The following is a 21,244-nucleotide window of genomic DNA, read 5'->3' as shown; positions in this document are numbered from 1 at the left end:
AAAGCCTCGCGCTTTAGCCCGGGGAGGATGTCAATCCTCGTCGAACGTCATCGCGACAGAGTTGATACAGAACCGCTCGCCCGTTGGCTCTGGACCGTCCTCGAACACGTGCCCGAGGTGTGAGTCGCACGCTGCACACCGAACTTCGGTCCGCCGCATGCCGTTGCTCGTGTCGAGAGTCCGCGTTACCGCATCGGACTCGGCGGCGTAGAAGGCCGGCCAGCCGCATCCGGAGTGATACTTTGTCTCGGCGTCGAAGAGCAGCTGTCCGCAGGCGGCACAGTGATACGTTCCGTCTTCGTCGTGGTCGACGTACGCACCAGAAAACCGTGCTTCGGTGCCGCTCTCACGGAGCACGCGGTACGCCTCCGGGGACAGTCGTTCACGCCACTCGTCTTCTGAGAGGTCAGAGTCGACTGCGTCTGACTCACTTGGTGAGCTCATACCACACCTAAGAGGCCCGGAGTCAAACCCGTTGTGCTGCCCCTTCGATCTCGGCTCGTGTCCCAAGGACTATGCCCCACCGTGTCTATGTGTCACTATGACACGTGAAGTGACACACGAGGCAACGGGTCCACAACCGCTCACCGAAGACGACCTCGGTGACGACGGCGCGGTGTACATCTGTCAGTGTGGACTTTCTTCGGACGGAATATTCTGTGATGGCTCGCACAACGCGACGGCTGATGAAGCAGACGGCGTCCGCTACGTGTACGGGGGCGACACAGCAGACGGTGAGCGCCGCGAGATAGCCGAGATAGTCTACGCGAACGAGTGAGAGGCGCAATCGCTACCGTACCGCTCAGAGGATACCCATCTCGCCGAGTCGCTCGGGCAGGTAGGTATCGGTGACAAAGTCGAGACCGCGGCTGGCGAGCGACTGTTGTTCTGATTTCTTTCCAATCTCGAGCTGGAGGTCGATCTGTTCGCGCCAGTACGCCGTCTGGAACCGTGGGTCTTCGAGCTCCGACTCCAACGCGTTCACGTCCGAGTCGGAAAGCGGGTCCGCCGGGAGGTCGTACTCGACGATGTCCTGCGGTCGGATGCCGACGAACGCGGCCTCCGGTGTCGCGAGGTACTCGGAGAGATGTGCAGACTTGATAGAGCCGTACGCCACCGAGCCATAGATCCGATACGACCACGGGTCGCCGTCGGTGAACACCGCCACTGGGACGTCGAGTTCGTCGTGGACCCGCTTCGTGATCCGACGGGTCGCACGTGCCGGTTGCCCCTTGAGATGCACCACAAGACAGTCGTACGCCTCATCGAAGCCGTTCTCGACGAGTCGGTCGCGCATGCCACCGGTCTCGACGGCCAGCGCGAAGGCGATGTCGTCGTCAAGGAACTCGATCATGTCCGGGTTGTTCGGTATCTGATAGCCGCCCTCGCCGACGTCTTCTTGACAGTGGATTTCGCGCTCGCCGCGCCGCGTCTGTTCGCGGATGCGGAGCGGTCCCATGAGTGTCGCTCCCGACTCTTCGGGACGCATGTGGAAGTCCTCTCGCGTGACGCCGGTGACGACCTCGAGATCCTCGACGAGGTCGTTCGACTCGTCTTGCGTCGAGAACTGTGCCTCGTCGTTGTCCCACGACTCTGAGAGGTAATACAGCTCACGCAGCGTCGACGAGCGATCCTGATCGAGCTGGTCAGCGAGGAACTCGATGGTGTAGGTGGCTTTCAGCAGCTTTCGCGCCCCACGAACGGAGTTCGCGGTGCGCGTCGACGTCCGGTCGCCGTACGTCCAGACACCGCTTTCTTCGTCGTACTCGATGTTGCTCTTCGTCCGTGTCGGCAGCTCCATCTCCGGGATCGTGCCGCCGGCGAACTGGTCGTAGAACTCGGCAGCGAGGTCGATGAGCTGCTCGCGTGCGTCGGTTGCTGTCGTCATATCAGGTGTTCACCGTGAGTTTGTCCGCGTCGACACCGCCAACGCTGACGTCGAAGTCGGCGTCTGGGTCCGTCGTGTACGTCAGCGTTGCTTCCGCACCGGCGGCCACGTCGACGGTCCACTGGACGAACCACTCGTTGTCCATCTCGACGACCGACCCCGCAGAGAGGTCCTGCGGCTCGGCGGAGACGATGTCTGTCACCTCGAGTGTCTCACCGACGTCGGAGTGATTTTCGACCGCGAGAGTGACCGACCGACCGTCGACCCCGCGCTCGACGCTGACGTTGTTCATGATCCGTGCGAGAGCGCTGTCGATGTCGGGCCGTTCACGCCCCGTCACCTCTGCGACCTTCTCGGCCATCTCGGGGAGGATCGTGCCGAGGACGTTCTGTTTCTCCCGACGCTGTTTCATCGACCGGCGCTTGTTCAGATACGATTTGAGCTCGCGGGCAGCCTCACGCACCGCGAGCTCGATCTCGTCTTCTATCGCCGGGACGTTCGCGAGGGCGTCTTTCGACTCACTCGTGAACGGGACGTTCGTCGAGGCGACGTGGATCGAGATGACCGCCGGGCCGTTCGGCATCCCCGACCCGCCGGGTTGGTCGAGTCCGTAGTTCCGCCAGCCGATGGTGCGGATCACGTCGGTCGTCGCACAGGCGCCCCGCTGGTAGACCAACGGCACCCGGTTGGCGAACCGAAGCAGCTCGACGCTTCCCTCCGACGGGATCTCTCCACCGTAGGCGATTCCGGCCTCCACGATGAACGGGTCACCGCCGTGGACCTCGGCGTCCCGGGTCGCCGCGGCATAAAAGTCCGCATCGTACTCCTTGCGAAGCCCGGCCTCAACGAGTTCGGCGGTGATCGGCGCGAGACAGTCCGTCGGTGGTGCGAGGATATCTGTTGCCCGCATCCCCTCGAGGAGGTCGGCGGCGGCGTCGCGGTCGTCAGCGACCACAGACACCCGCGGCGGGTCGTCGGGCACGGTGCGCGCACGTGACCACACCGCCTCCACGACGTTGCCGCGGGCGGTGTCGCCGAACGTGGCGTCGTGTTGGTCCTCGACGAACGTCGCGGCGTCTGCGACCAACCGCTCGAGCGCGTCGTAGGTGAGACGGAACTGTGTCGGATCGTGCTCGACGACCCGGCGGGCGACCGCCTCGGCCATCGCGCGGACCGTCTCGTCGTCCTTCTGTGTCGAGGTGGCGTCGTCGACGAGGGCGTAACAATCGGCGACGATCGGCACCGCCTCTGCTCGACCGGCCGTCGCCTCCGCACCCGGCGCAGTCGATGGGTCGTCGTCTCCGGGGTCCACGCCCGTGATCACGCTCCAGGCCGCCTCGACGGCCTTCTCACGAACGGTCGCACCAAAGCGCCGGTCGGTCTCCGACTCGACCCGTTCTGCTACCGTCCCGACGATCGCCGCCAGCTCGAACCGAGCGAGGTGGGCATTGCCACCCACAGTCTCTGTGATCCCCTCGGCGAAGGCGGTCGTTGCCGCGGCTCCCTTGTTCGCGACGGCCGCTTCGACGGCGGCGTCGACGTCCGCGAGCGTGTGGTCGGCGAGGGTCGCGTTCGCGTCCGGGGGCGACCACGCGAGGGCCCGCCCGTAGTGCTCGTCGCGTAAGGCGTCGATGATACCGTCTGCAGTCTTCGTGCCGACCCGGGTGAACTCTTCTTTAAGAAACCCCGACAGCGAGTACGACTCGGTCGCGTCGAGCATCTTGATTAGGGCCCCGAGTTCGACCCCGTGTGGGTGCGGCCGGATCTCCTCGGTCTCGGCCGGGAGGCTCTCCGTGGCGCGCTCGAACTTCCACGGTTCTTCGAGTCCCGGTTCGCGGAGCTCGAACCGGGCGTGGGGATTCACCACCGCGGTGTACTGCATGTAATCGTGCAGCTGTCCCCGGGCGCGCATGTTCGCTTCCATCTCCAGTTCGATCCGCGTGCCGTGTGGCCGGTCCCACGAGGTGGTGTCTTCGACCTGGATCTCCGGCTCGTTGGTGTCGGTGTCGACGATGAGCTCGAAGTACTGCGCGGTCGACTGTCCTTTCGGTCGCGAGGTGATCTTCGCCGGCTGTCCGGAGGTGAGCTGTGAGTACAGCACAGCGGCTGAGATCCCGATCCCCTGTTGCCCTCGGCTGTTTTTAACGCTCAGCGCGCCCTCGTTGGAGACGACGAAGTTTTCGTCGGTCCCGGACTCGCCCGGAACAGAGATGTCGTACACGTGCTCCGGGGGCTCGGTCTCGGTCACGCTCTTCACCGAGAGCAGGCACATGTCTGTGTCCGTGACCCCGTGTAGGTTGGTGACCGTTTCCCAGAGCGATTCGAGCGAGTCGGTCGCGAAGCCGGCACCGTCGAGGAGGCCATACTTCTGGAGGGTGTGTGCGTACCTCGACTCGTCGATCGGCTCCCCGTCCAGAGCGCGTTCGATCAGCGAGGCATACGTCTCTGCATGCGTGCGTTTCGATCCGACTCCAGCACCCATCAGCAGTCCGGGAATCGTATCGGGCACCGTCTCAGTATCGGATTCGCTGACGCGAACCTCGTCAAGTAGCGCGGTCGGGACTCGCTTGTACTGCTGTGTTCGCGGTGATTCCGAGCTTTTGAGCGCATCGACGGTATCGATATCAGACCCGTACACCTTCGTCCGATACTTCGTGGAAATACCGTCACCGTACCCGTCGCTGTCTTCTGAAACTTCCGTACTCGCGAGGACGCCCTGCATGTTCCAGAGCGTCGAGACCTGCCGAGCCAGCGTCTCGCTCCGCGTCGTGTGAGACAGTTCGTTGCTCGGGTGCGAATCGGACCCGTCTCCCTCGTAGAGCGCTCCGATAAATCGACGCTGGAGGTCCGGATCGAGGTCGAATACGAACTCCGGAACCCGCTTGTTCCTGGCAGCATCGCCACAGACGGATTTCAAGAACAACGCCAGCGGCGAACCGAACGCTTTTACACGCGTCGAGTTGCGCTCTCGCTCGACCGTCGTTGTCGCCCCGCCGAGCATCTGTACCGCCTGTTCCGTCGCCTCGATCAGATCGGATTCGTGACTTCCGAACGTGAAGCCGACTTGTCGCGGTCCCGCATGTCCCTCCGACACGTAGTACGCCAGCATCTCGACCAGTGACTCGTCGACCGGCAACGACACCGGGAGCGTCGTTTCGTCGCCGCCCACCCGGTACGTCTTGAACTCGCAGTCGGCCGCCCTCTCTTCCCAACCGAGTTCCAAGACCGTTTCCGCCGGGAGGTACCCCTTCTCGAGGTAGTTCTGATCGAGGCTGTCCTTCAGGATCTCGACACCGTCGTATCGGTAGTACGTCCGCTTTCGGTCGCTCTCGTCCGACGGCCTCCGGCGAATCGTCTCTTCGGTCTGGAGCTGCTTGAGCGTCTCTCGATCGAAACCGTAGACGTAGACGCGCCGATCCGAAAACGCTCCGCAGTCCACGTGTTCGAGGAGATTAATCTCCTCGACGGTTCGGTCGGTCGACGGTAGCGTACGGGGCGTGAGGAGCGTGTCTCCGGATCCGAGTTCGCCGGCCTTCAGCTCCTGTGTGTCGCCGTTCGCGTCGACGCCGAACACGCTGTGGTTCCCGGTCACCTCGACCGTTCTTCCCTTCTGCGTCTCTATCTCGTAGGTACGCTCGTCCGTCTCGTGGCGAATCGCGTGAGTAACCGGCTGCCAGCTCATCTCCTGCGTCTCGCGATTGAAGGACGGAACTTCAATCGCGTCGGGGATGGGTGTAGTCGCGTCTCCGTCGCCCGGGAGGAACGCGTCACAGAGTACCCCGATGGGAATGTACTCGACGGTTCCGTCCCGTCTAACGAGCAGTTGTTGGTCCGGAGTCAGCGATTGCTCGCGCTTGTGGAACCGACTCCCGTACAACAGCTTCCCGAACACCTTCGGGAGCTGTTCTTTCGTGATCCCCGGCCCGTTGTCCTCGATGACGAGCCGGTAGTAGTCGCCCACCTCCGTGATCTCGACGTAGATGTCGGGGAGGATGCCGGCCTCCTCGGTCGCGTCGAGCGCGTTGTCGACCGCCTCCTTGACGGCGGTGACCAGTCCGCGCGCGCCCGAGTCGAACCCGAGCATGTGTTTGTTCTTCTCGAAGAACTCGGCGATGGAGATCTCCCGTTGGCTCTCGGCCAACTCGGCGGCGATCCCCTCATCCTCGCCGAGACTCGACTGGAAGGACGTCATTCGGTGACCCTACCTTCTGCCGAGGGGGATAAAAACGAACCGCCAGCGGGGTGAAAGTGAACGCACCCATGTGGAAACGCGGAAAACTCGATAATCACCAGAATTGAGGCGAGAATGCCCATTTCTCAAGGAGCGACTATCGGGAGCGAGTTGGGTAGGGCAGTTCACTCTAAGACGGTTTCTAATTAGCCAGCGCTCGGCGGGACGTTTTTTTCCGCCGCTCTCGTGGAGTCGTCCTTGGTGAGGACGCCCGCCACAGCACGGGTCACTGGCCGGGAACGTACAGAAGAGCTATACCTCGGAGGGAGACGATGGTACACGAGCGATGACAGATGAGACAAATCGCCGATCCTTTCTCGCTGTAACTGGGACGAGTACCGCTGCGGCTCTCGCTGGTTGCTCCGGAGGGTCGTCGTTGCAAACCAACGACGGTAACGAGACGATGGAGACTACCGACGAGTCCGAGACAGAAGCGACGGAAGCGACGGAAGCGACGGAAGCGACACTGACGCTCCAAGTCCAACCGGACCGAGACGCACTGACAACCGCTCGAGAGGATCTTCAGGAGAGGATCGAGGAGGGGGAACTCACCCAACAGGAGGCGCAAGAAGAGTACCAGAGCACACAAACGGAATTGACCGCGGAAGCAGTAAGCGCCTACGAGGAAACTGCGGCAGACGCCGATGGCGTCTCGGTTGAGGACTCGGGACCGGAAGTACGGCCTTCTCCGTGTCAACGCGCCTGCTGCGACGTTCGTCAGGGGGCTTCAAGACGGCGATGTTAGTGCGGTCCTGCCCAGTGAGTACTACGATCAGTATCTCCAGCAACAGCAGATCCAAGAACAGATCGCCAGCCAGCAGGAAGACGACGGTAACACGACCGACGGATAAGGCCTGGGCCGGCGACAGGTCGTCTGACACCTGTCTTCGACTCCTGGCCGGGGCGCTCCCGAGTGCTGCTTCCCGCACTAGACAGACGAACTCGCTTGGCGACCGGTCGCCACCGGATTTATCCACGCTTCGCCCGGCTGTCAACCATGCTCACGTTCACCCGGCAGACCGTGGACGCGGTGGCCGACCACGCCAGCGAGGGCGCCCCGGCGGAGGTGTGCGGGGTTCTCGCAGGCTCTCGCGATCGGTCCTCGGAGGCCGACGGCGACGTCCAGCGCGACCGCGTGACGGACGTGTACCGCACCGAGAACGTCGCCGAATCGCCGCGGACGCGGTATCGGATCGACCCCGAGCGACAGCTCGCGGTCCTCGAGCGGGTCGACACCGAGGGACTCGACGTCGTCGGGTTCTACCACTCGCACCCGACCGGTCCCGCCGAGCCGAGCGAGACGGACGCCGCGCAGGCGACTTGGCGCGGCTACGCGTACGTCATCTGGACCCCGACAGCCGACCCCGCACTCGGGGCGTGGCGGTGGCGTGGGTCAGCGGCGGGATTCGAGCAGGAGTCGCTGCGCGTGGCAGATTGCGACGGCTCGTAAGGAACGACCCACTCGGGCGAATCGTTCATACTCCCCGAGTCAGGTAGTTCGGACGACGATGAGTAGCCGACTCACCGAGACACACCGACTGCTCGCTATCGAGACGCCGACCACCCACTCGGCCGTGGAGGGCAGGCCGTGACCGACCCGGTCGACCGTGCTGCCGCGTTCACGGCGGCGACTACCGGCGCCGGTGTGGAACTGGCCTATGCGGGCCGAGAAACCTTCCTGAAAGGCGACCCGCGAGCTATCGACGACGTCGCAGACGTTGACGTCGCCGTCTACGGAGTCCCCTACGATGGTGCTGTCTCAAACCGGCCGGGCGCTCGATATGGACCGGCGGCGATTCGGCGGGCGAGCGGGTGGTGGGCGTACCTCTCCGACTACAAGGGTGCACTGACCAACGTCCAAACCGGTGCTCAGGTAGACTTCGACGACCTCGCGGTCGCCGACGTGGGCGACGTGCCGGTGTTCCCGATGGATGTCGAGACGACCGCTGAGAGTATCACGGCACACGCCGCGACGCTCGCCGCACAGACGATGCCCGTGATGCTCGGCGGCGACCATTACTGTACGTACCCGGCGGTTCGCGGCCTGTTAGAGGGAAGTGAGTACGAGCGTGTCGGGCTCCTCCAGATCGACGCCCACACCGACACCGTCTCCGAGAGTCCAGTCTTCGGGACTGACTTCCATGGCTCAAGTACCGCCCGCATCGTCGACCTTCCAGGCGTCGATTACACCTCGATCAGCCAGGTCGGCATCCGTGGTTACGAATCACCCGACTTCATGGAGTTCGCAGATGAACAGGGGCTCTCTGTGTACACCATGCGGGACGTTCACGATCGGGGTATCCGTCGGGTGGTCTCTGCGGCCATCGAGTCGGCCGCTGCCGATACCGACGCGGTGTACGTGACGTTCGACATCGACGCTGTCGACCCCAGTGTCGCGCCCGGGACGGGAACCCCCACGCCAGGCGGGTTGACCGCACATCAGGCACTAGAGGTGATGCGAGTCGTCGGCGACCACGACGCAGTCGGTGCGGTCGACCTCATGGAGGTGGCTCCGCCATACGACCCGACTGAGGGCACAGAACGGCTCGCCTCGTACCTTCTCGTGACCCTCTTAGAGCGACTGTTCGCCCGGTGAGCCGGCCGCGCGTTCTGTCTCAGTGGCTCGCGGTTCGGTGTGGTGCTCATCAACGAGCTGGCGGAAGTTCTCGAACACGCGCCCGCGGGTGACGTCTCCAAACGTGTGGTCGCGCTCGTCCCAGGCAAAGCGGTCACCGAGGGTCTCGCGGTGGTGTGCTCCGATCTCGGGGTGGAACTGGATGGTCCACACGGGGGCCGTTTGGTGACGGGTCCCGAACACCGGCGCGTGGTCAGCGCTGGCGATGATCGAGAGCCCTTCGCCGACCGCTGTGACGGCGTCGCCGTGCAGGGAGGCGACGACCGGCGCGACGCCGTCGAACAGTGGGTCCGCCGCGAGCTCGGCTTCGACGAGCGCGGTCGTCGTGCCGACCGGCTCGACGGTCCCTCCGAGCGCCGCGTTCACGATCTGGTGGCCGAAACAGACGCCGAGCGTCGGAATCGATCGGTCGACGAGCTCGCGGACGAGCGCCGCTTGGTCGGCTATCCACGGGCGGTCGTCGGCCTCGTATACCCCGGCGGTGCTGCCGGTGAGCACGACGCCGACCGCTCGATCGAGGGGGACTCGCTCGCCGTGCACGAAGTCGACGGCCGTCGACTCGGGGAACCACGAGGCGAGCGCGTCACTGTGATACGTGCTCTCCGGATCCGGCTCGCTATGTACGACGTAGAGCTCGTCCGCCGACCCGGGGTCACCCTCACCTACGGTGTTGCGGTCGCTCTGCTCACGCGCATTGGCCGGTCTGTCGGCGGGGACCGTCTCGTCGGACATCGATTATCGATCTGTCCCATACTGTGTTAACTGTTACCACGACGGGGGAACATACCCAGCGCAGCCGCTCGGCGGGAAATATACACGAAACGCGGTCCGAGGGCGGTCCTGACGGACGCCTGTCGGTGACCTAGAGGCGGGTGAGGTTCTTCGCGCGCGGCCCCTTGTCTGCCTCCTCGATTTCGAACTCTACCTCCTGGCCTTCCTCGAGGTCCGGGCCGCCGACGTCTTCCATGTGGAAGAACACGTCCTCGTCAGCGTCGTCAGTCTCGATGAATCCATAGCCGCCAGTGTCGTTGAAGAAGTCGACCTTGCCTGTCGCCATCGCGTCCAGATAGACGCAAAACCACACAATAAGTGTTTGCCATACCGACTCCCCGGGCGGCGGACGATCGATAACCCCCGGCTCGCACCGAATCCGGCCCGATACCGGAGCGCTGCTTTGGAATCTGAAGTATCGCTTCTTGAGATTCGAGGTATCATAACCACAATCGGAATGAGTATGGGACACGTATCTTTATTTAGCATGACCACCGAAACCACCCACCTCGAGATCGGCGGGATGTCCTGTTCCACGTGTGCAGGGACCGTCACGGAGTCACTCGAGACGCTAGACGGCGTCGAGACGGCGTCGGTAAACGTCGCGACGGACGAGGGCACCGTCGCGTACGACCCCGATCGCGTCGGGCTCGATCAGCTCTTCGAGACGGTCCGCGACGCCGGCTACGACCCGGTCGCCGAAACCGTGACCGTCGGCGTCGCCGGCATGAGCTGTTCGACGTGTGCGGCGACCACCGAGGAGGCGGTTGGCGACGTACCTGGCGTGATCGACGTTGACGTCAACGCCGCGACCGACGAAGCGCGCGTCGAGTACAATCCGGTCGAAGCGTCGCTCGAGGACGTCTACGCCGCGATCGACGACGCGGGGTTCGAGCCGATCACGGATGCATCACACGGTGACTCGGTCGACGCGACGGATGGAGACGCCGGCGAACCGGGTTCTCACGAGAGTGCGGCCACAAGAGAGCTCGTACATCAGCGACGGCTCGTCCTCGCCGGTGGCCTCCTCACGCTTCCGTTCTGGTATCTGATGGGCCACATGGTCGGGCTCTATGGCGTGCCCGAAACGGTTGCCGGCGTGGATCTCGGCTGGATCCAGTTTGCCATCGCGACGACGCTCATGGCGACGTTGGGTCGGGAGTTCATTGCTGGCGCCTGGCGCGCATGGCAGAACGGTCACGACGTGAACATGGACACGCTCGTCGCGGTTGGGACGGTCGCGGGATACGGCTTCAGCACCGCGGTGCTCGTCTCGCCGCTCGTCGGTGCCCCACTCGTCGGCGACCTTTACTTCGAGGCGGTCGCGTTCATCCTCTGGTTCATCACCGTCGGCAACTGGCTCGAGGCGCGCTCGAAGGCCCGTGCCAGCGACGCGTTACGCGAGCTGCTCCGCTTGCGTGCCGACGAGGCGACGATCGTCGACGGCGACGGGGCCGAACGAACCGTCCAGGTCGAGGCGGTTGACGTCGGCGACGTCACGAAGGTTCGCCCCGGCGAGCGCGTTCCGACCGACGGCGTGGTCGTCGACGGCGAGTCCGCGGTCGACGAGTCGATGCTGACCGGTGAGTCGGTCCCCGTCGAGAAGACACCCGGTGACGAGGTCGTCGGCTCCACGGTCAACGAGAACGGGGTGCTGCTCGTCGAGGCCACACAGGTGGGCAGTGACACGGCAGTTCACCGGATCGTCGAGCGCGTCAAGGCGGCGCAGTCGCGGCAGCCGGACGTCCAGCGGCTCGTCGACCGCGTGTCGAGCGTGTTCGTCCCAGCGGTCATCGCCAACGCGCTCCTGTGGGCGGTCCTCTGGGCGCTATTCCCCGAGACCCTTGCTGCCGTCGTGGAGTGGCTCCCGCTGTGGACACCGGTCGGTGGCGGTCCCGTCGCCGGCGGGGTGTCGATCCTCGAGTTCTCGATGGTCGTCTTCGCCTCTGCAATCCTCATCGCGTGCCCCTGTGCGCTCGGGCTCGCGACGCCCGCCGCGACCATGGTCGGATCGACGGTCGCAGCGACCAACGGCGTCCTCTTCGATGGAGGTGACGTGCTCGAGCGGGTTCGTGACGTCGACACTGTCGTCTTCGATAAGACGGGCACGCTCACCCACGGGGCGATGGCACTCACGGACATGGTCGCGTTCGCGGACGGCGAACCGGTCAGTGAGACCGCCCCCACCGACGGCTCAACACCTACCCCGGACGGTGGGATTGCGGTCGACCCGGCTGCCGATTCGGATGTGAGCGACGGCACCCCTGCTGAGTTCGGCGACGACGCCCCCGCTCCGGCGACCGAGCCCGAGCGGCGGCTTCTCCGTGCGGCCGCGGCCGCCGAGTCTGGCAGCGAACATCCGCTCGGCGAGGCGATCGTCGACGGGGCCCACGATCGCGGCATCGACGTGGATCGACCGACGGCGTTCACGGCCGTCCCTGGACACGGCGTTCGCGCGACGACCGAGACAGGGGAGGTGGTCGTCGGCAACCGCGCGCTCCTTCGCGACCACGACGTCGACCCCGGTCCCGCAGAGGAGACGATGCGTCGCCTAGAGCGCGAGGGGAAGACCGCGATGGCCGTCGCACACACCGGGTCGACAGACGCGGCCGGAGAAATCCTCGGCGTCGTCGCGACGGCTGACACGGTTCGCGAGAGCGCCCGCGAGACGGTCGACGCGCTCCGCGATCGGGAGATTGCGGTGTCGATGCTCACCGGCGACAACGAGCGTACCGCGCGAGCCGTCGCCGCGCAGGTCGGTATCGACCCGGACCGGGTCCGCGCCGAGGTCCTCCCCGAGGACAAAGCCGACGCCATCGAATCGATCCAGGCAGACGGCAGCCACGCGATCATGGTCGGCGACGGAGTCAACGACGCGCCGGCGCTCACGACCGCGACGGTGGGTATCGCCATCGGCTCCGGGACCGACGTGGCGATCGAAGCCGCCGACGTGACGCTGATGCGTGACGACCCGCGTGACGTACTCAAGGCGCTTCGCGTCTCCGAGGCGACCATCGCGAAGGTCAGACAGAACCTGTTTTGGGCGCTCGCGTACAACGCGACGCTCGTGCCGCTCGCCTCACTCGGCCTCTTGAATCCCGCTGTCGCCGGTGCGGCGATGGCCGGGTCGTCGGTGTCAGTGATGACGAACAGCCTCGCGTTCCGGCGGTACACGCCGGACCACGACTACCGGTTCCTGCTCACCCGTCCGTTCCGTCGGCTGTTCGCCTGACGGGGACGAGTGGGTGTCAGCAGTCTTTGTTTCGTTTAGCGATCGGCTCCGGTCACCGCTCGGCGAGCAACTCGATCAGCCGAGTAGTCGTACGGATCCCGTTCTCGAAGCAGTCGAGGTCGAGATGCTCGTTCGGTGAGTGGTTTCGTTGGTCGTGATTCGCGTACGGTGCGATGAGCACCGGGGCGTCGGCGAGTGCGGGCACAGTGCGGAAGTACGCGGCCGGCAGGCTGCCCCCAAGGAGGGGCAGTTCGACTGGCTCCTCGCCCCACACCGCCTGCAGGGCCGCGATAACTGGCTCTGCGACCGGCGTGTCGACGGGCGTCTTCATCGGTGGGAAGCTGCTCCGATATCGAACCTCGACGCCAGGCTCGCGGGTTTCAACATGGTCGCGAACGGCCTCGAAAACCGCCTGTGGATCCTGATCGGGGACGAGCCGGAAATCGAGCTTCGCCGATGCTCGTGCCGGGAGTACGGTCTTGCCTCCTTTCCCTTGATAGCCGCCTTCGAGGCCGTTAACGGTCATACTCGGTCGAGTTAAGAGCCGCTCGTAGTACGGATCGTCGGTGGCGAACTCATCGAGGTCGAGCGTCTCGCGGATCGCCGCGCTGTCGTCGGGGATCGCCTCAACGAGCGCCCGGGCTGCTGCGGTGATCGCGATTCCGTCGTGGAAGCCGTCGACAGCGATATCGTCGCCGTCGTCGGCGCGCATCGACGCCAGCAGCTCCACGAGTCGGTTTGTGGCGGCAGGGACCGGCCCGCCGAAGTTGCCAGAGTGGAGGTCAGCGTTTGCCGTTCGCACGTCGACTTGAATGGAGAGCACGCCGCGGTTGCCGTACAACAACGTAGGAACACCGGCGGGCGTCCCGTCGCGGTCGGCGACCGCGTGCCGCGGCCCGTCGGCGACCATCACGAGGTCAACGTCGGCAAGCTCGTCGGGGTCGCCATCGAGGTACTCACGGAGCCCCTTGCTGCCGCTTTCTTCGCCGCCCTCAACGAGCAGCTTCACCCGAACGTCTGGGAACGCGTCCGCGGCGCGGAGCGCGTCGATGGCGAACGCGTGTGCGGCGAACTGCCCTTTGTTGTCGCCGGATCCACGAGCGTACACTGCGTTGTCGCGGACGGTCGGCTCGAACGCGGGTGTCGTCCAGGCCGCCGGGTCGCCCGGTGGCTGGACGTCGTAGTGGCCGTAGAACAAGACGGTGGGGACCGCCGACGCGTCGTCGATCGCTTCGGAGACGTACTCGGCGTACACGAGCGGGTATCGGTCGGTTTCGACCTGCGTGACAGCCATGCCACACTCGCCGAGAACCGAACCGACGAGGGGTGCGGCCGCCTCCATCCCCTCGCCAGTTGCAGAGACGCTCGGCTGTGAGAGCAGCTCGAAGAGCCGGTCTTGGTAGGTGTCGAGTCGTGCCGTCACTGCGCGGTCGACAGGGGCGCCGTCTCTCGCTGTGGTCGAATCGTCTGTCATGCCGAGTCGGACGACGGCCCACCTCCTCGCCCTTGTGGTCGCGGCACCCGTCGCCGGTGGCCGCGCGTCCACCTCTGGCCCTGATGGCTGTGACGCGTCCAAGCGGTGAGCCTCGCTGTCTGCGGGCACCGACCCGGTCAGGCCGTCTCCTTCGCCGCCGACAGCGAGAGCACGAACCCGAAGTACGCGGGGACGCCGGCGAGCATGAACATGAGGTACGCCCACCGCGGGGCGGTCGCGAACGGGTACTCGAACAACAGCGAGACGAGCGTCACCCATCCAAGCGCGAAGACGAGATCGAACAGCATCCCGGTCCGATGCGTTCGGACGTGGTCACGGAGGCGGCTACTCACAGTCCCCTCACGACTCCTCCTCGACGTAGTCGACGACGAGCACCGGAACGTGCGTTGACCGGAGGGTTCGTTCGGTGACGCTCCCGAGGAGCGCCCGCCGAACCCCCGACCGGCCGTGGCTCCCCATCACGATCAGGTCGACGTCGGCTTCGTTTGCGTAGTCAGCGATGACGTCCTGGGGCCGGCCCCCGGCGTGCCGCTCAACGGCGTCGAGCCCAGCCGTCGCCGCCCGGTCGAGGACGGCGCCCGTCGCAGCCTCGGCGTCCTCGCGGAGTTCGGTCATCTCCGCGAAGTTCCCCTGGCGGATCCGGTCGACCTGCTCGGTGCCGAGGCTGTACGCCACCATGTCTGTGTCCGCCACGAACAGGGCGTGTATCGTGGCATCGTACTTGGTCGCGATGTCGACCGCGTGGCTGACGGCCACATTCGCGACGTCGCTTCCGTCTGTGGGAACAAGGATGTCGTCGTACATGATCAGTCGTCTGCCGGCGTCTCACCGGTTCGGTCGGCGACGACCTCGGCGGCCGTCGTGTTCTTCGGCATCGGCTCCGGGCTGTGACACTGTCGCACCATCTGTTTGGTCCGCAGCGGTGGCTCGTCGGTGACCGCAGACACCAGTATCGTCACCCCAAAGACGATTGGCACACCCACCAGCGCCGCGCCGATCGCGGGCATCCACGTCTCGAGGAACGGGATGAAGGCGGTCTGTCCCTCCGGCGTGGTGAGGAGCCCAAAGTTTGCCTCATTGAGCATCGGTACGAACCAGACGGCGAGCCCAGTGGTCATCCCCGCAAGTGCTCCTTGCCGGTTCGTGTTCTCCCACCAGAGCCCGAGGAAGAACATCGGGAACAACACGATGGCGGCGAGTGAGAACGCGTACGAGACGAGCGCCGCGATCGGCTGTTGGGGGTCGAGCGCGAACACGATGGTGAGGAGCCCGATGGCGACGATGCTCAGGCGGCCGACGAGCACCTGTTGTCGCTGCGTGGCGTCCTCGTTGATGATGTTCGCGTAGATGTCGTGTGAAATCGCCGAGGAAGCGGCGATGAACAGCCCCGAGACAGTCGCGATGGCCGCGGCGATCCCGCCGGCAGCGACGAAGCCGACCAGCCACGGAGGGAGGTTTGCGAGTTGTGCGGCCAGCACGACAATGACGTCGGCGGCCGCGCTGCTCATCCCGGGATCACCGTAGACCGCACCGACCTGGTCGCCGTACAGCGAGGTCCCGAACGCGGCGAACGCCGGCGCGCTCAAATAGAGGATGGAGATGAAAAACAGTCCCCAGGCGCACGACCACCGAGCAGTCCGCTCGTTTTCGACCGTGTAAAATCGCACGAGCACGTGCGGGAGTCCACATGTTCCAAAAACGAGACTGAAACAGGTGGCGATCCAAAGATAGTAGCTCCCGCCGGCGAACGGTGCCGAGAACTCCGCACCCAACGCCGTGATCAGCGCTCCGTACTGGAGTTGGGGTACAAACGTCGAGTAGCCGGTCGCCCACCCTGTCGCGAACAGCCCGACGAGAAACGCACCGATGAGGATGACGTACTGCAGCGCCATGTTCTTCGTCGCACCGAGCATCCCAGACAGCGTGAGGTAGCCGATCGTGAGCAGCATGAACAAGATCATCATCGCCTGGTAGGCGTCGAGTCCGGGGATGGAGACAACCTGGGTGATGTCACCGAGGATGTACATCCCCACGAGCCCCATGCCGCGCGCCTGGCCGATCGCGTAGACGAACCCGATGAGGAACGTCGTGACTGCCGCGAGCGCCCGGGCAGTGTCAGAGTTGAATCGATCGCCGACGAAGTCCGGTGCGGTGTACTTGCCGAACCGGCGCATCTGGGCAGCCATAAATATGAGCAACACGAAGTATCCGGTCGTCCATCCAACGACGAACGCGAGCCCATAGACGCCCGAGAGCGCGATGAGCGCGGCCATGCCGAGGTACGACGCCGCAGACATCCAGTTCGCGCCGATCGCCATCCCGTTCTCGAGGTTTCCGATCGAGCGTCCGGCGACCCACATATCGTCGGTGTCGGCGACTTTGAACGCGAAGCCGATCGCGAGAAACAATGCCATCATCCCCACGACAATGACCGCGGGGACAAGTTTGAATCCAATCTCGAGTCCCTCCGGGAGCAGGTCTGCCTGGAGCACAATGTGTGCCGCGCTCACGGCTCGACACCTCCGTCAACCGCGGTCGTCGGTTCGGCGTCCGGCTCGGTTTTAGTATCTGTGTCGGCAGACGGCTGTGTGATACCGTACTTCTTGTCGATCCGGTCGCGCCGGCGGGCGTACCACACCGAAAGCACGAGTGCGGAGGTCGGGCCTCCTATTGCGATAGCGAAGTAGTGGAACGGAAAGCCGATGACTGGCAGCGTCGTCGTCATCACGCCAGGGGCGATCGCGGTGGCCGTGATCGGCCCAAACGTCGTGAGCGCCCAGACACTGAATCCGATCCAAATCACCCGGAGGTGGTCCCGCATGAACGGGGTCGCTGGGTTCAACAGGTTGATCTCGACGTCGAGGTAATCGATCTCGCGTTCGCGTTCGACATCGGTGCGGCCGCCGTCGGTGCGAAGCTGACTCTCCGGGTCGGTATCGGCGCTCGCGTGAGCGCAGTCGGTTCTCCTCGTGTGGGCATCACCGGTAGCTGTCGGCGGCCGGTCTGGTACCGTCTGGTCAGTCGATCGTGGTCGGTCGCGGTCCGGTCGAGTGTGCGTGTCGTTATCTGTCATGGATCGTCTCGTGTGTGCATAGTGTGGGTGTGTGTCGAGGTCGTGAGCGTATATTGCCGCCAATACGTGGCAGCCTCCGCAAAAGCCAGTTGCTGCCCGCTACTCGGTCACCTGTGCCTGGATGTCGGCGACGATCTCGGGGTTCCGGAGCGTGCTGGTGTTGCCGATCTCCTCGCCGTCTGCGATGTTCTCGAGGAGCCGGCGCATGATCTTCCCGGAGCGGGTCTTCGGTAGGTCGGGGCTGAAGACGATCTGTTCGGGTCGAGCTATCGGCCCAATCGCGTCTTCGACGCCCGTGACGATCGCCTCACGAAGCGTCTCGTCGCCCTCGTAGCCATCCTCTGTGATGACGTACGCGTAGACGGCCTCCCCTTTGATATCGTGGTTGCCACCGACGACCGCGGCCTCGGCGACACCCTCGACGCCGACGATGGCCGACTCGATCTCCATCGTGCCGAGCCGGTGCCCGGAGACGTTGATTACGTCATCGACCCGACCGAGCACGGTGATGTACCCATCCTCGTCGATCTTCGCGCCATCTTCGGGGAAGTACACCCAGTCGTCGGGGTCGTCGCTGTCGACGTCCGAGTACTCGGCCCAGTATTCGTTGATATACCGTTCGTCGTTCTGGTACAGCGTCCGGAGCATGCCGGGCCACGGCTTCTGAACGGTGAGATAGCCCGCCTGACCGGCCTCTATCTGCTCGCCGGCCGCATCAACCAACTCGACGTCAACGCCCGGCAGCGGCGGGCCTGCCGATCCGGGTTTCATGTCTTTTATTCCAGGCAGGGTCGTGATCATCATCCCGCCGGTCTCGGTCTGCCACCACGTATCGACGACCGGACACGAATCGCCGCCGATGTGTGTGTAGTACCACGTCCACGCGCGCGGGTTGATCGGCTCGCCGACCGTACCGAGCAGCCGGAGCGAGGAGAGGTCGTGTCGGTCTGGGTACTCTGTGCCCCACTTCATGAACGCGCGGATCGCGGTCGGCGCGGTGTACAACTGGGTCGCGTCGTACGCGTCGACGATCTCCCAGAGTCGGTCGCGGTCCGGGTAGTCGGGTGTCCCCTCGTACATCATCGTCGTCGTTCCGAGTGCGAGCGGGCCGTAGACGATATACGAGTGGCCGGTGATCCAGCCGATGTCGGCCGCACAGAAGTAGGTGTCTTCGGGCTTTACGTCGAGTACGGCCTGCGAGGTCCACGATACCCACGAAAGGTAGCCGCCGGTGGTGTGTTTGACTCCCTTCGGCTGTCCTGTGGTGCCGGAGGTGTACATGAGAAACAACATGTCCTCGGCGTCTCTTCTGACGGGGTCGACCGTTGCTCCGGCGTGTGCCTCGACGAGGTCGCCGTAGTCGTGCTGGGCCGCACCGAGGTCGTGGCCGAAGTCATCATCGTTGGGCCCGAGCCGGTCGACGACGACGGTGGTGGTGTCGTGGTCGACGTCGGCGAGTCCCTTGTTCGCCTTCGCCAGGTGATCGAGTGGATCACCGCGGCGATAGTATCCATCACACGTGATCAGGTACTCGGAGTCGGCGGCGTTCATCCGTGTGGCGAGCGCCTCGGCCGAGAAGCCCGCGAAGACGACGCTGTGTGGCGCACCGATGCGCGCACACGCGAGCATCGCAACCGGCAGCTCCGGGATCATGGGCATGTACATGGTGACGACGTCGTCCGCCTCGACGCCCTGATCGCGGAGCGCGGCCGCGAACTCGTTCACCTCCCGGTGTAGCTCCTCGTACGTGTACGTCCGGTTCGCCTCGTCGACCGGCTCACCGACCCACTCGATGGCGGCCTCGTCGCCGCGTTCGTCGAGGTGCCGGTCGAGACAGTTCGCGGAGGCGTTCAGTTCGCCTCCGGTAAACCATTCGAAAAACGGCGGGTCGCTGTCGTCGAGCACCTGGTCGTACGGAGAGTCCCAGGTGAGCAGATCGGCGGCTTCCTCCCAACAGTGCGGCCACTCTGCGTCGAACCGCTCGTACACTTCTGGGTCCGAGACGTTCGCCTGCGAGACGAAGGCGTCGGACGGCTCGAACACGTCTTGTGCTTCCAATCGCGCTTCCAGCTGCCCGTCATCATCTGTCATGCGTTCGATCGTATACACCGACCCCCCTTACATAAACAACCACCCTAAATACGGAACGATCGTGATGGATGTTCACGAGACGTGTCCGCCGTCACGGATATCCTCCCCTCCGTCCGGGTGTAAGAGGGCGTCGAAGATCGCTCGCTCGGCCTTCCGGAGGTGGCTGTGGAACGTCGTCGAAGAGACGTCCATCGCCTCGGCCACCTCCTCTGCTGTACTGTCACGCGGCCAGTCGAAGTAGCCGCTGTGGTACGCAGCCGACAACGCCGCAAGTTGCCTGTCGGTGAGCCGCTCCGTGACATCCTCGCGCAGCGCCGACTCAGTCCGCGTTCGTCGGGACGTCGACTCCTTGCTCGTGAGCCGGGTACCGGTGTACGCCCGCCGCAAGTCGTCGGCGACCTGTCGGATCGCGGTCCCATCGGGGAAGTCAGCGGCGACGCGGACTGAGCCAGCGGCGGCGGTGGCCTCCTTGATTCGCGCACCGCGCGCACTGAGTGCGTGAACGATCGAGCCGCCGGTCGCCTGGACAGAGAGTGTGCAGCCGTCTGCACGCGTCTCGATTACCCTGACTGATCCGATTGTCTCGGCGTCGGCAACCGTGTCGGCTACCGCTTGCGGGCCGGCGCCGGTCACGGTGAGGAACCACCGTGCCGCGTCTGCAGAGACCTGGACCGTCGACTCAAGGGTGAGTCGACACTCCAAGGTCGCGCTTGTCGACGCAAGGACGTCTGCGGCCGCAGCTGTGTGAAATTCGACAGCGGTGACGCCGTCAGAGTGGAGCAACTCGCGCCAGCGGCCGGCGGTGACCGCCCATCCGAGACAGCGGCCGACCGTCCGGATGCCTCGCCGGTCGGCAGCCGTCAGCGAGATCCCCTCGGCGGCCGCGAGACATACGGCGCCGTACGTCGTCTCGCCATGACGGACCGGCGCGGCGATCCACCGCACGCCACCGACGACGGCAGTGGTCACTGTTCCCCCTTCGACCGCCTCTCGCCACGGTGGGTCCCCCGGCTCAACGCGATCGGTCGATGGGGTCCGGCGGACCACTCGGGCGTTCTGCCAGCGGTCACTCTCTTCAAGCCGCTCCGTTACCGTTTCGAACAGCCGATCACGGCCCGTCGTTACTGTGAGAACCTCGACTGCCTCAAGAAACGGCACTGCGTCGGGGCTGTCGGCGTGGTCGGCGCGGTCGATCGCCGCTGCGACCGCGTCTCCGTCGAGCGACTCGAGATGATCGTCGAGTCCAGCCATCGTCTCCCAGCCGCCCGCCTCACGGACGACGTGCGGGTCAAGGCCGCGGTCACGGAGCAGCCAGCGTGCAAATCGCTCTCTGAGCGCTCGGGGGGTCACAGACGTCAGCGCCGGAGCCGGTCGCGTCTTGGCCGCGCGCGTGCCAGCCCCACGCACCAGCATCTGGATGCGGCGCGTCGAGATCGGAAAAAAGGGGTCCGTGTCGTTGATGCCCGACTGCGTCGCGTACTCACTGAGCGCCGTCGCCAGCGATGTTGGTACCGGAGCCTCACGATCGATGTTGTCGCCGTCGGCCGTCGGCACCGCAAGCACCGCCACCGACGACACCGGCGATTGTCGAAGATCACCCGGCCGGACCCGCGGGAGTTCACTTGTTCGCAATCCCGCCTCTCCGGCGAGGCGGATGACCAACTCGGCCCGTGATGTCGCCGCCGCCGCGACCAGCGCGTCGTACGACGCGCGTGACAGCGTCTCGCCCATCGTTTCGGGGTAGTACACAAACCCGAAATGATAACGTTTCGATCGATCTTGCTGGAATCCATCCTACACAACCGACCCGAGACACCAGTCGGTCGCC

At 64.8% G+C, this 21,244-nt stretch carries 17 protein-coding genes; 5 read left to right on the top strand and 12 right to left on the bottom strand.

The genetic code is table 11. The features are described from left to right. Window positions 1-30: 30 nt before the first annotated feature. Window positions 31-444 carry a peptide-methionine (R)-S-oxide reductase MsrB gene (gene msrB, locus ACWUI7_RS04295; RefSeq protein WP_496640970.1) on the bottom strand — a complete coding sequence of 138 codons (414 nt, stop codon included), beginning with the start codon at window positions 442-444 and terminating at the stop codon, window positions 31-33. A gap of 97 nt (window positions 445-541) precedes the next feature. Between msrB and ACWUI7_RS04290 the strand changes: the two genes are divergently transcribed. Further along, a complete protein-coding gene (locus tag ACWUI7_RS04290) occupies window positions 542-778 on the top strand; it encodes a CDGSH iron-sulfur domain-containing protein (protein WP_496640969.1) in 237 nt (78 codons plus the stop codon). Window positions 779-802: 24 nt separating this feature from the next. On the opposite strand, the gene ACWUI7_RS04285 is transcribed toward ACWUI7_RS04290, so the two are convergent. Both ACWUI7_RS04285 and ACWUI7_RS04280 read right to left on the bottom strand, forming a co-directional pair. After that, complete coding sequence (locus ACWUI7_RS04285; protein ID WP_496640967.1) at window positions 803-1,888, bottom strand: DNA topoisomerase IV subunit A; 1,086 nt, start codon at window positions 1,886-1,888, stop codon at window positions 803-805. A gap of 1 nt (window position 1,889) precedes the next feature. Next, complete coding sequence (locus tag ACWUI7_RS04280) at window positions 1,890-6,080, bottom strand: ATP-binding protein (RefSeq protein ID WP_496640966.1); 4,191 nt, start codon at window positions 6,078-6,080, stop codon at window positions 1,890-1,892. A 415-nt stretch (window positions 6,081-6,495) separates the two neighbouring features. On the opposite strand from ACWUI7_RS04280, the gene ACWUI7_RS04275 reads away from it, so the two are divergent. The 3 genes from ACWUI7_RS04275 (at window position 6,496) to speB (ending at window position 8,715) form a co-directional block, all read left to right on the top strand. After that, window positions 6,496-6,864, top strand: coding sequence for a hypothetical protein (locus ACWUI7_RS04275; protein ID WP_496640965.1), 369 nt, complete (start codon window positions 6,496-6,498; stop codon window positions 6,862-6,864). A gap of 252 nt (window positions 6,865-7,116) precedes the next feature. Continuing rightward, on the top strand, window positions 7,117-7,569 hold the full coding sequence (locus ACWUI7_RS04270) for a desampylase (RefSeq protein ID WP_496640964.1): 453 nt from the start codon (window positions 7,117-7,119) through the stop codon (window positions 7,567-7,569). Window positions 7,570-7,707: 138 nt separating this feature from the next. Then, the gene (speB, locus tag ACWUI7_RS04265; RefSeq protein ID WP_496640963.1) at window positions 7,708-8,715 is read left to right on the top strand and encodes an agmatinase; all 1,008 of its coding nucleotides are present in this window, start codon (window positions 7,708-7,710) and stop codon (window positions 8,713-8,715) included. On the opposite strand, the gene ACWUI7_RS04260 is transcribed toward speB, so the two are convergent. Both ACWUI7_RS04260 and ACWUI7_RS04255 read right to left on the bottom strand, forming a co-directional pair. Further along, window positions 8,692-9,486 (bottom strand): type 1 glutamine amidotransferase, encoded by a 795-nt coding sequence (locus ACWUI7_RS04260; protein WP_496640962.1) that lies wholly within the window; start codon window positions 9,484-9,486, stop codon window positions 8,692-8,694. The genes speB and ACWUI7_RS04260 overlap by 24 nt on opposite strands. A 130-nt stretch (window positions 9,487-9,616) precedes the next feature. Further along, window positions 9,617-9,811, bottom strand: a complete 195-nt coding sequence (locus ACWUI7_RS04255) for a cold-shock protein (RefSeq protein WP_095635894.1) — start codon at window positions 9,809-9,811, stop codon at window positions 9,617-9,619. Window positions 9,812-10,012: 201 nt separating this feature from the next. On the opposite strand from ACWUI7_RS04255, the gene ACWUI7_RS04250 reads away from it, so the two are divergent. Further along, the gene (locus tag ACWUI7_RS04250; protein WP_496640961.1) at window positions 10,013-12,757 is read left to right on the top strand and encodes a heavy metal translocating P-type ATPase; all 2,745 of its coding nucleotides are present in this window, start codon (window positions 10,013-10,015) and stop codon (window positions 12,755-12,757) included. Between the two features lie 52 nt (window positions 12,758-12,809). On the opposite strand, the gene ACWUI7_RS04245 is transcribed toward ACWUI7_RS04250, so the two are convergent. The 7 genes from ACWUI7_RS04245 to ACWUI7_RS04215 form a co-directional block, all read right to left on the bottom strand. Beyond that, entirely contained in the window at window positions 12,810-14,231 is a 1,422-nt protein-coding gene (locus tag ACWUI7_RS04245) for a M20/M25/M40 family metallo-hydrolase (protein WP_496640960.1), read from the bottom strand. Between the two features lie 137 nt (window positions 14,232-14,368). After that, window positions 14,369-14,584 carry a DUF8119 family protein gene (locus ACWUI7_RS04240; RefSeq protein ID WP_496640959.1) on the bottom strand — a complete coding sequence of 72 codons (216 nt, stop codon included), beginning with the start codon at window positions 14,582-14,584 and terminating at the stop codon, window positions 14,369-14,371. A gap of 7 nt (window positions 14,585-14,591) precedes the next feature. After that, window positions 14,592-15,056: a universal stress protein gene (locus ACWUI7_RS04235; protein WP_496640958.1), complete on the bottom strand. Its 465-nt coding sequence runs from the start codon at window positions 15,054-15,056 to the stop codon at window positions 14,592-14,594. 2 nt (window positions 15,057-15,058) lie between these two features. Then, window positions 15,059-16,762, bottom strand: a complete 1,704-nt coding sequence (locus tag ACWUI7_RS04230) for a sodium:solute symporter family transporter (RefSeq protein ID WP_496640957.1) — start codon at window positions 16,760-16,762, stop codon at window positions 15,059-15,061. Next, complete coding sequence (locus tag ACWUI7_RS04225) at window positions 16,759-17,325, bottom strand: DUF4212 domain-containing protein (RefSeq protein ID WP_496640956.1); 567 nt, start codon at window positions 17,323-17,325, stop codon at window positions 16,759-16,761. Before ACWUI7_RS04225 ends, ACWUI7_RS04230 begins: the two co-directional genes overlap by 4 nt. Before the next feature lie 99 nt (window positions 17,326-17,424). Then, window positions 17,425-19,416, bottom strand: coding sequence for an acetate--CoA ligase (gene acs, locus ACWUI7_RS04220; RefSeq protein WP_496640955.1), 1,992 nt, complete (start codon window positions 19,414-19,416; stop codon window positions 17,425-17,427). 72 nt (window positions 19,417-19,488) lie between these two features. Continuing rightward, the gene (locus ACWUI7_RS04215; protein ID WP_496640954.1) at window positions 19,489-21,147 is read right to left on the bottom strand and encodes a bacterio-opsin activator domain-containing protein; all 1,659 of its coding nucleotides are present in this window, start codon (window positions 21,145-21,147) and stop codon (window positions 19,489-19,491) included. Window positions 21,148-21,244: the final 97 nt, after the last annotated feature.

Source organism: Halorubrum orientale (genome assembly GCF_059623105.1).
The sequence above is the reverse complement of the archived record's forward strand: the minus strand, read 5'-3'. Positions and strand labels throughout refer to the sequence as shown.

What these genes read in the sequence shown, in the direction of transcription:
- ACWUI7_RS04255 (WP_095635894.1), bottom strand. Translation starts at nt 9,811, where the DNA reads ATGGCGACAGGCAAGGTCGACTTCTTCAACGACACTGGCGGCTATGGA.
- ACWUI7_RS04270 (WP_496640964.1), top strand. Translation starts at nt 7,117, where the DNA reads ATGCTCACGTTCACCCGGCAGACCGTGGACGCGGTGGCCGACCACGCC.
- msrB (WP_496640970.1), bottom strand. Translation starts at nt 444, where the DNA reads ATGAGCTCACCAAGTGAGTCAGACGCAGTCGACTCTGACCTCTCAGAA.
- acs (WP_496640955.1), bottom strand. Translation starts at nt 19,416, where the DNA reads ATGACAGATGATGACGGGCAGCTGGAAGCGCGATTGGAAGCACAAGAC.
- ACWUI7_RS04280 (WP_496640966.1), bottom strand. Translation starts at nt 6,080, where the DNA reads ATGACGTCCTTCCAGTCGAGTCTCGGCGAGGATGAGGGGATCGCCGCC.
- ACWUI7_RS04290 (WP_496640969.1), top strand. Translation starts at nt 542, where the DNA reads ATGACACGTGAAGTGACACACGAGGCAACGGGTCCACAACCGCTCACC.
- ACWUI7_RS04235 (WP_496640958.1), bottom strand. Translation starts at nt 15,056, where the DNA reads ATGTACGACGACATCCTTGTTCCCACAGACGGAAGCGACGTCGCGAAT.
- ACWUI7_RS04250 (WP_496640961.1), top strand. Translation starts at nt 10,013, where the DNA reads ATGACCACCGAAACCACCCACCTCGAGATCGGCGGGATGTCCTGTTCC.
- ACWUI7_RS04285 (WP_496640967.1), bottom strand. Translation starts at nt 1,888, where the DNA reads ATGACGACAGCAACCGACGCACGCGAGCAGCTCATCGACCTCGCTGCC.
- ACWUI7_RS04225 (WP_496640956.1), bottom strand. Translation starts at nt 17,325, where the DNA reads ATGACAGATAACGACACGCACACTCGACCGGACCGCGACCGACCACGA.
- ACWUI7_RS04215 (WP_496640954.1), bottom strand. Translation starts at nt 21,147, where the DNA reads ATGGGCGAGACGCTGTCACGCGCGTCGTACGACGCGCTGGTCGCGGCG.
- ACWUI7_RS04245 (WP_496640960.1), bottom strand. Translation starts at nt 14,231, where the DNA reads ATGACAGACGATTCGACCACAGCGAGAGACGGCGCCCCTGTCGACCGC.
- ACWUI7_RS04260 (WP_496640962.1), bottom strand. Translation starts at nt 9,486, where the DNA reads ATGTCCGACGAGACGGTCCCCGCCGACAGACCGGCCAATGCGCGTGAG.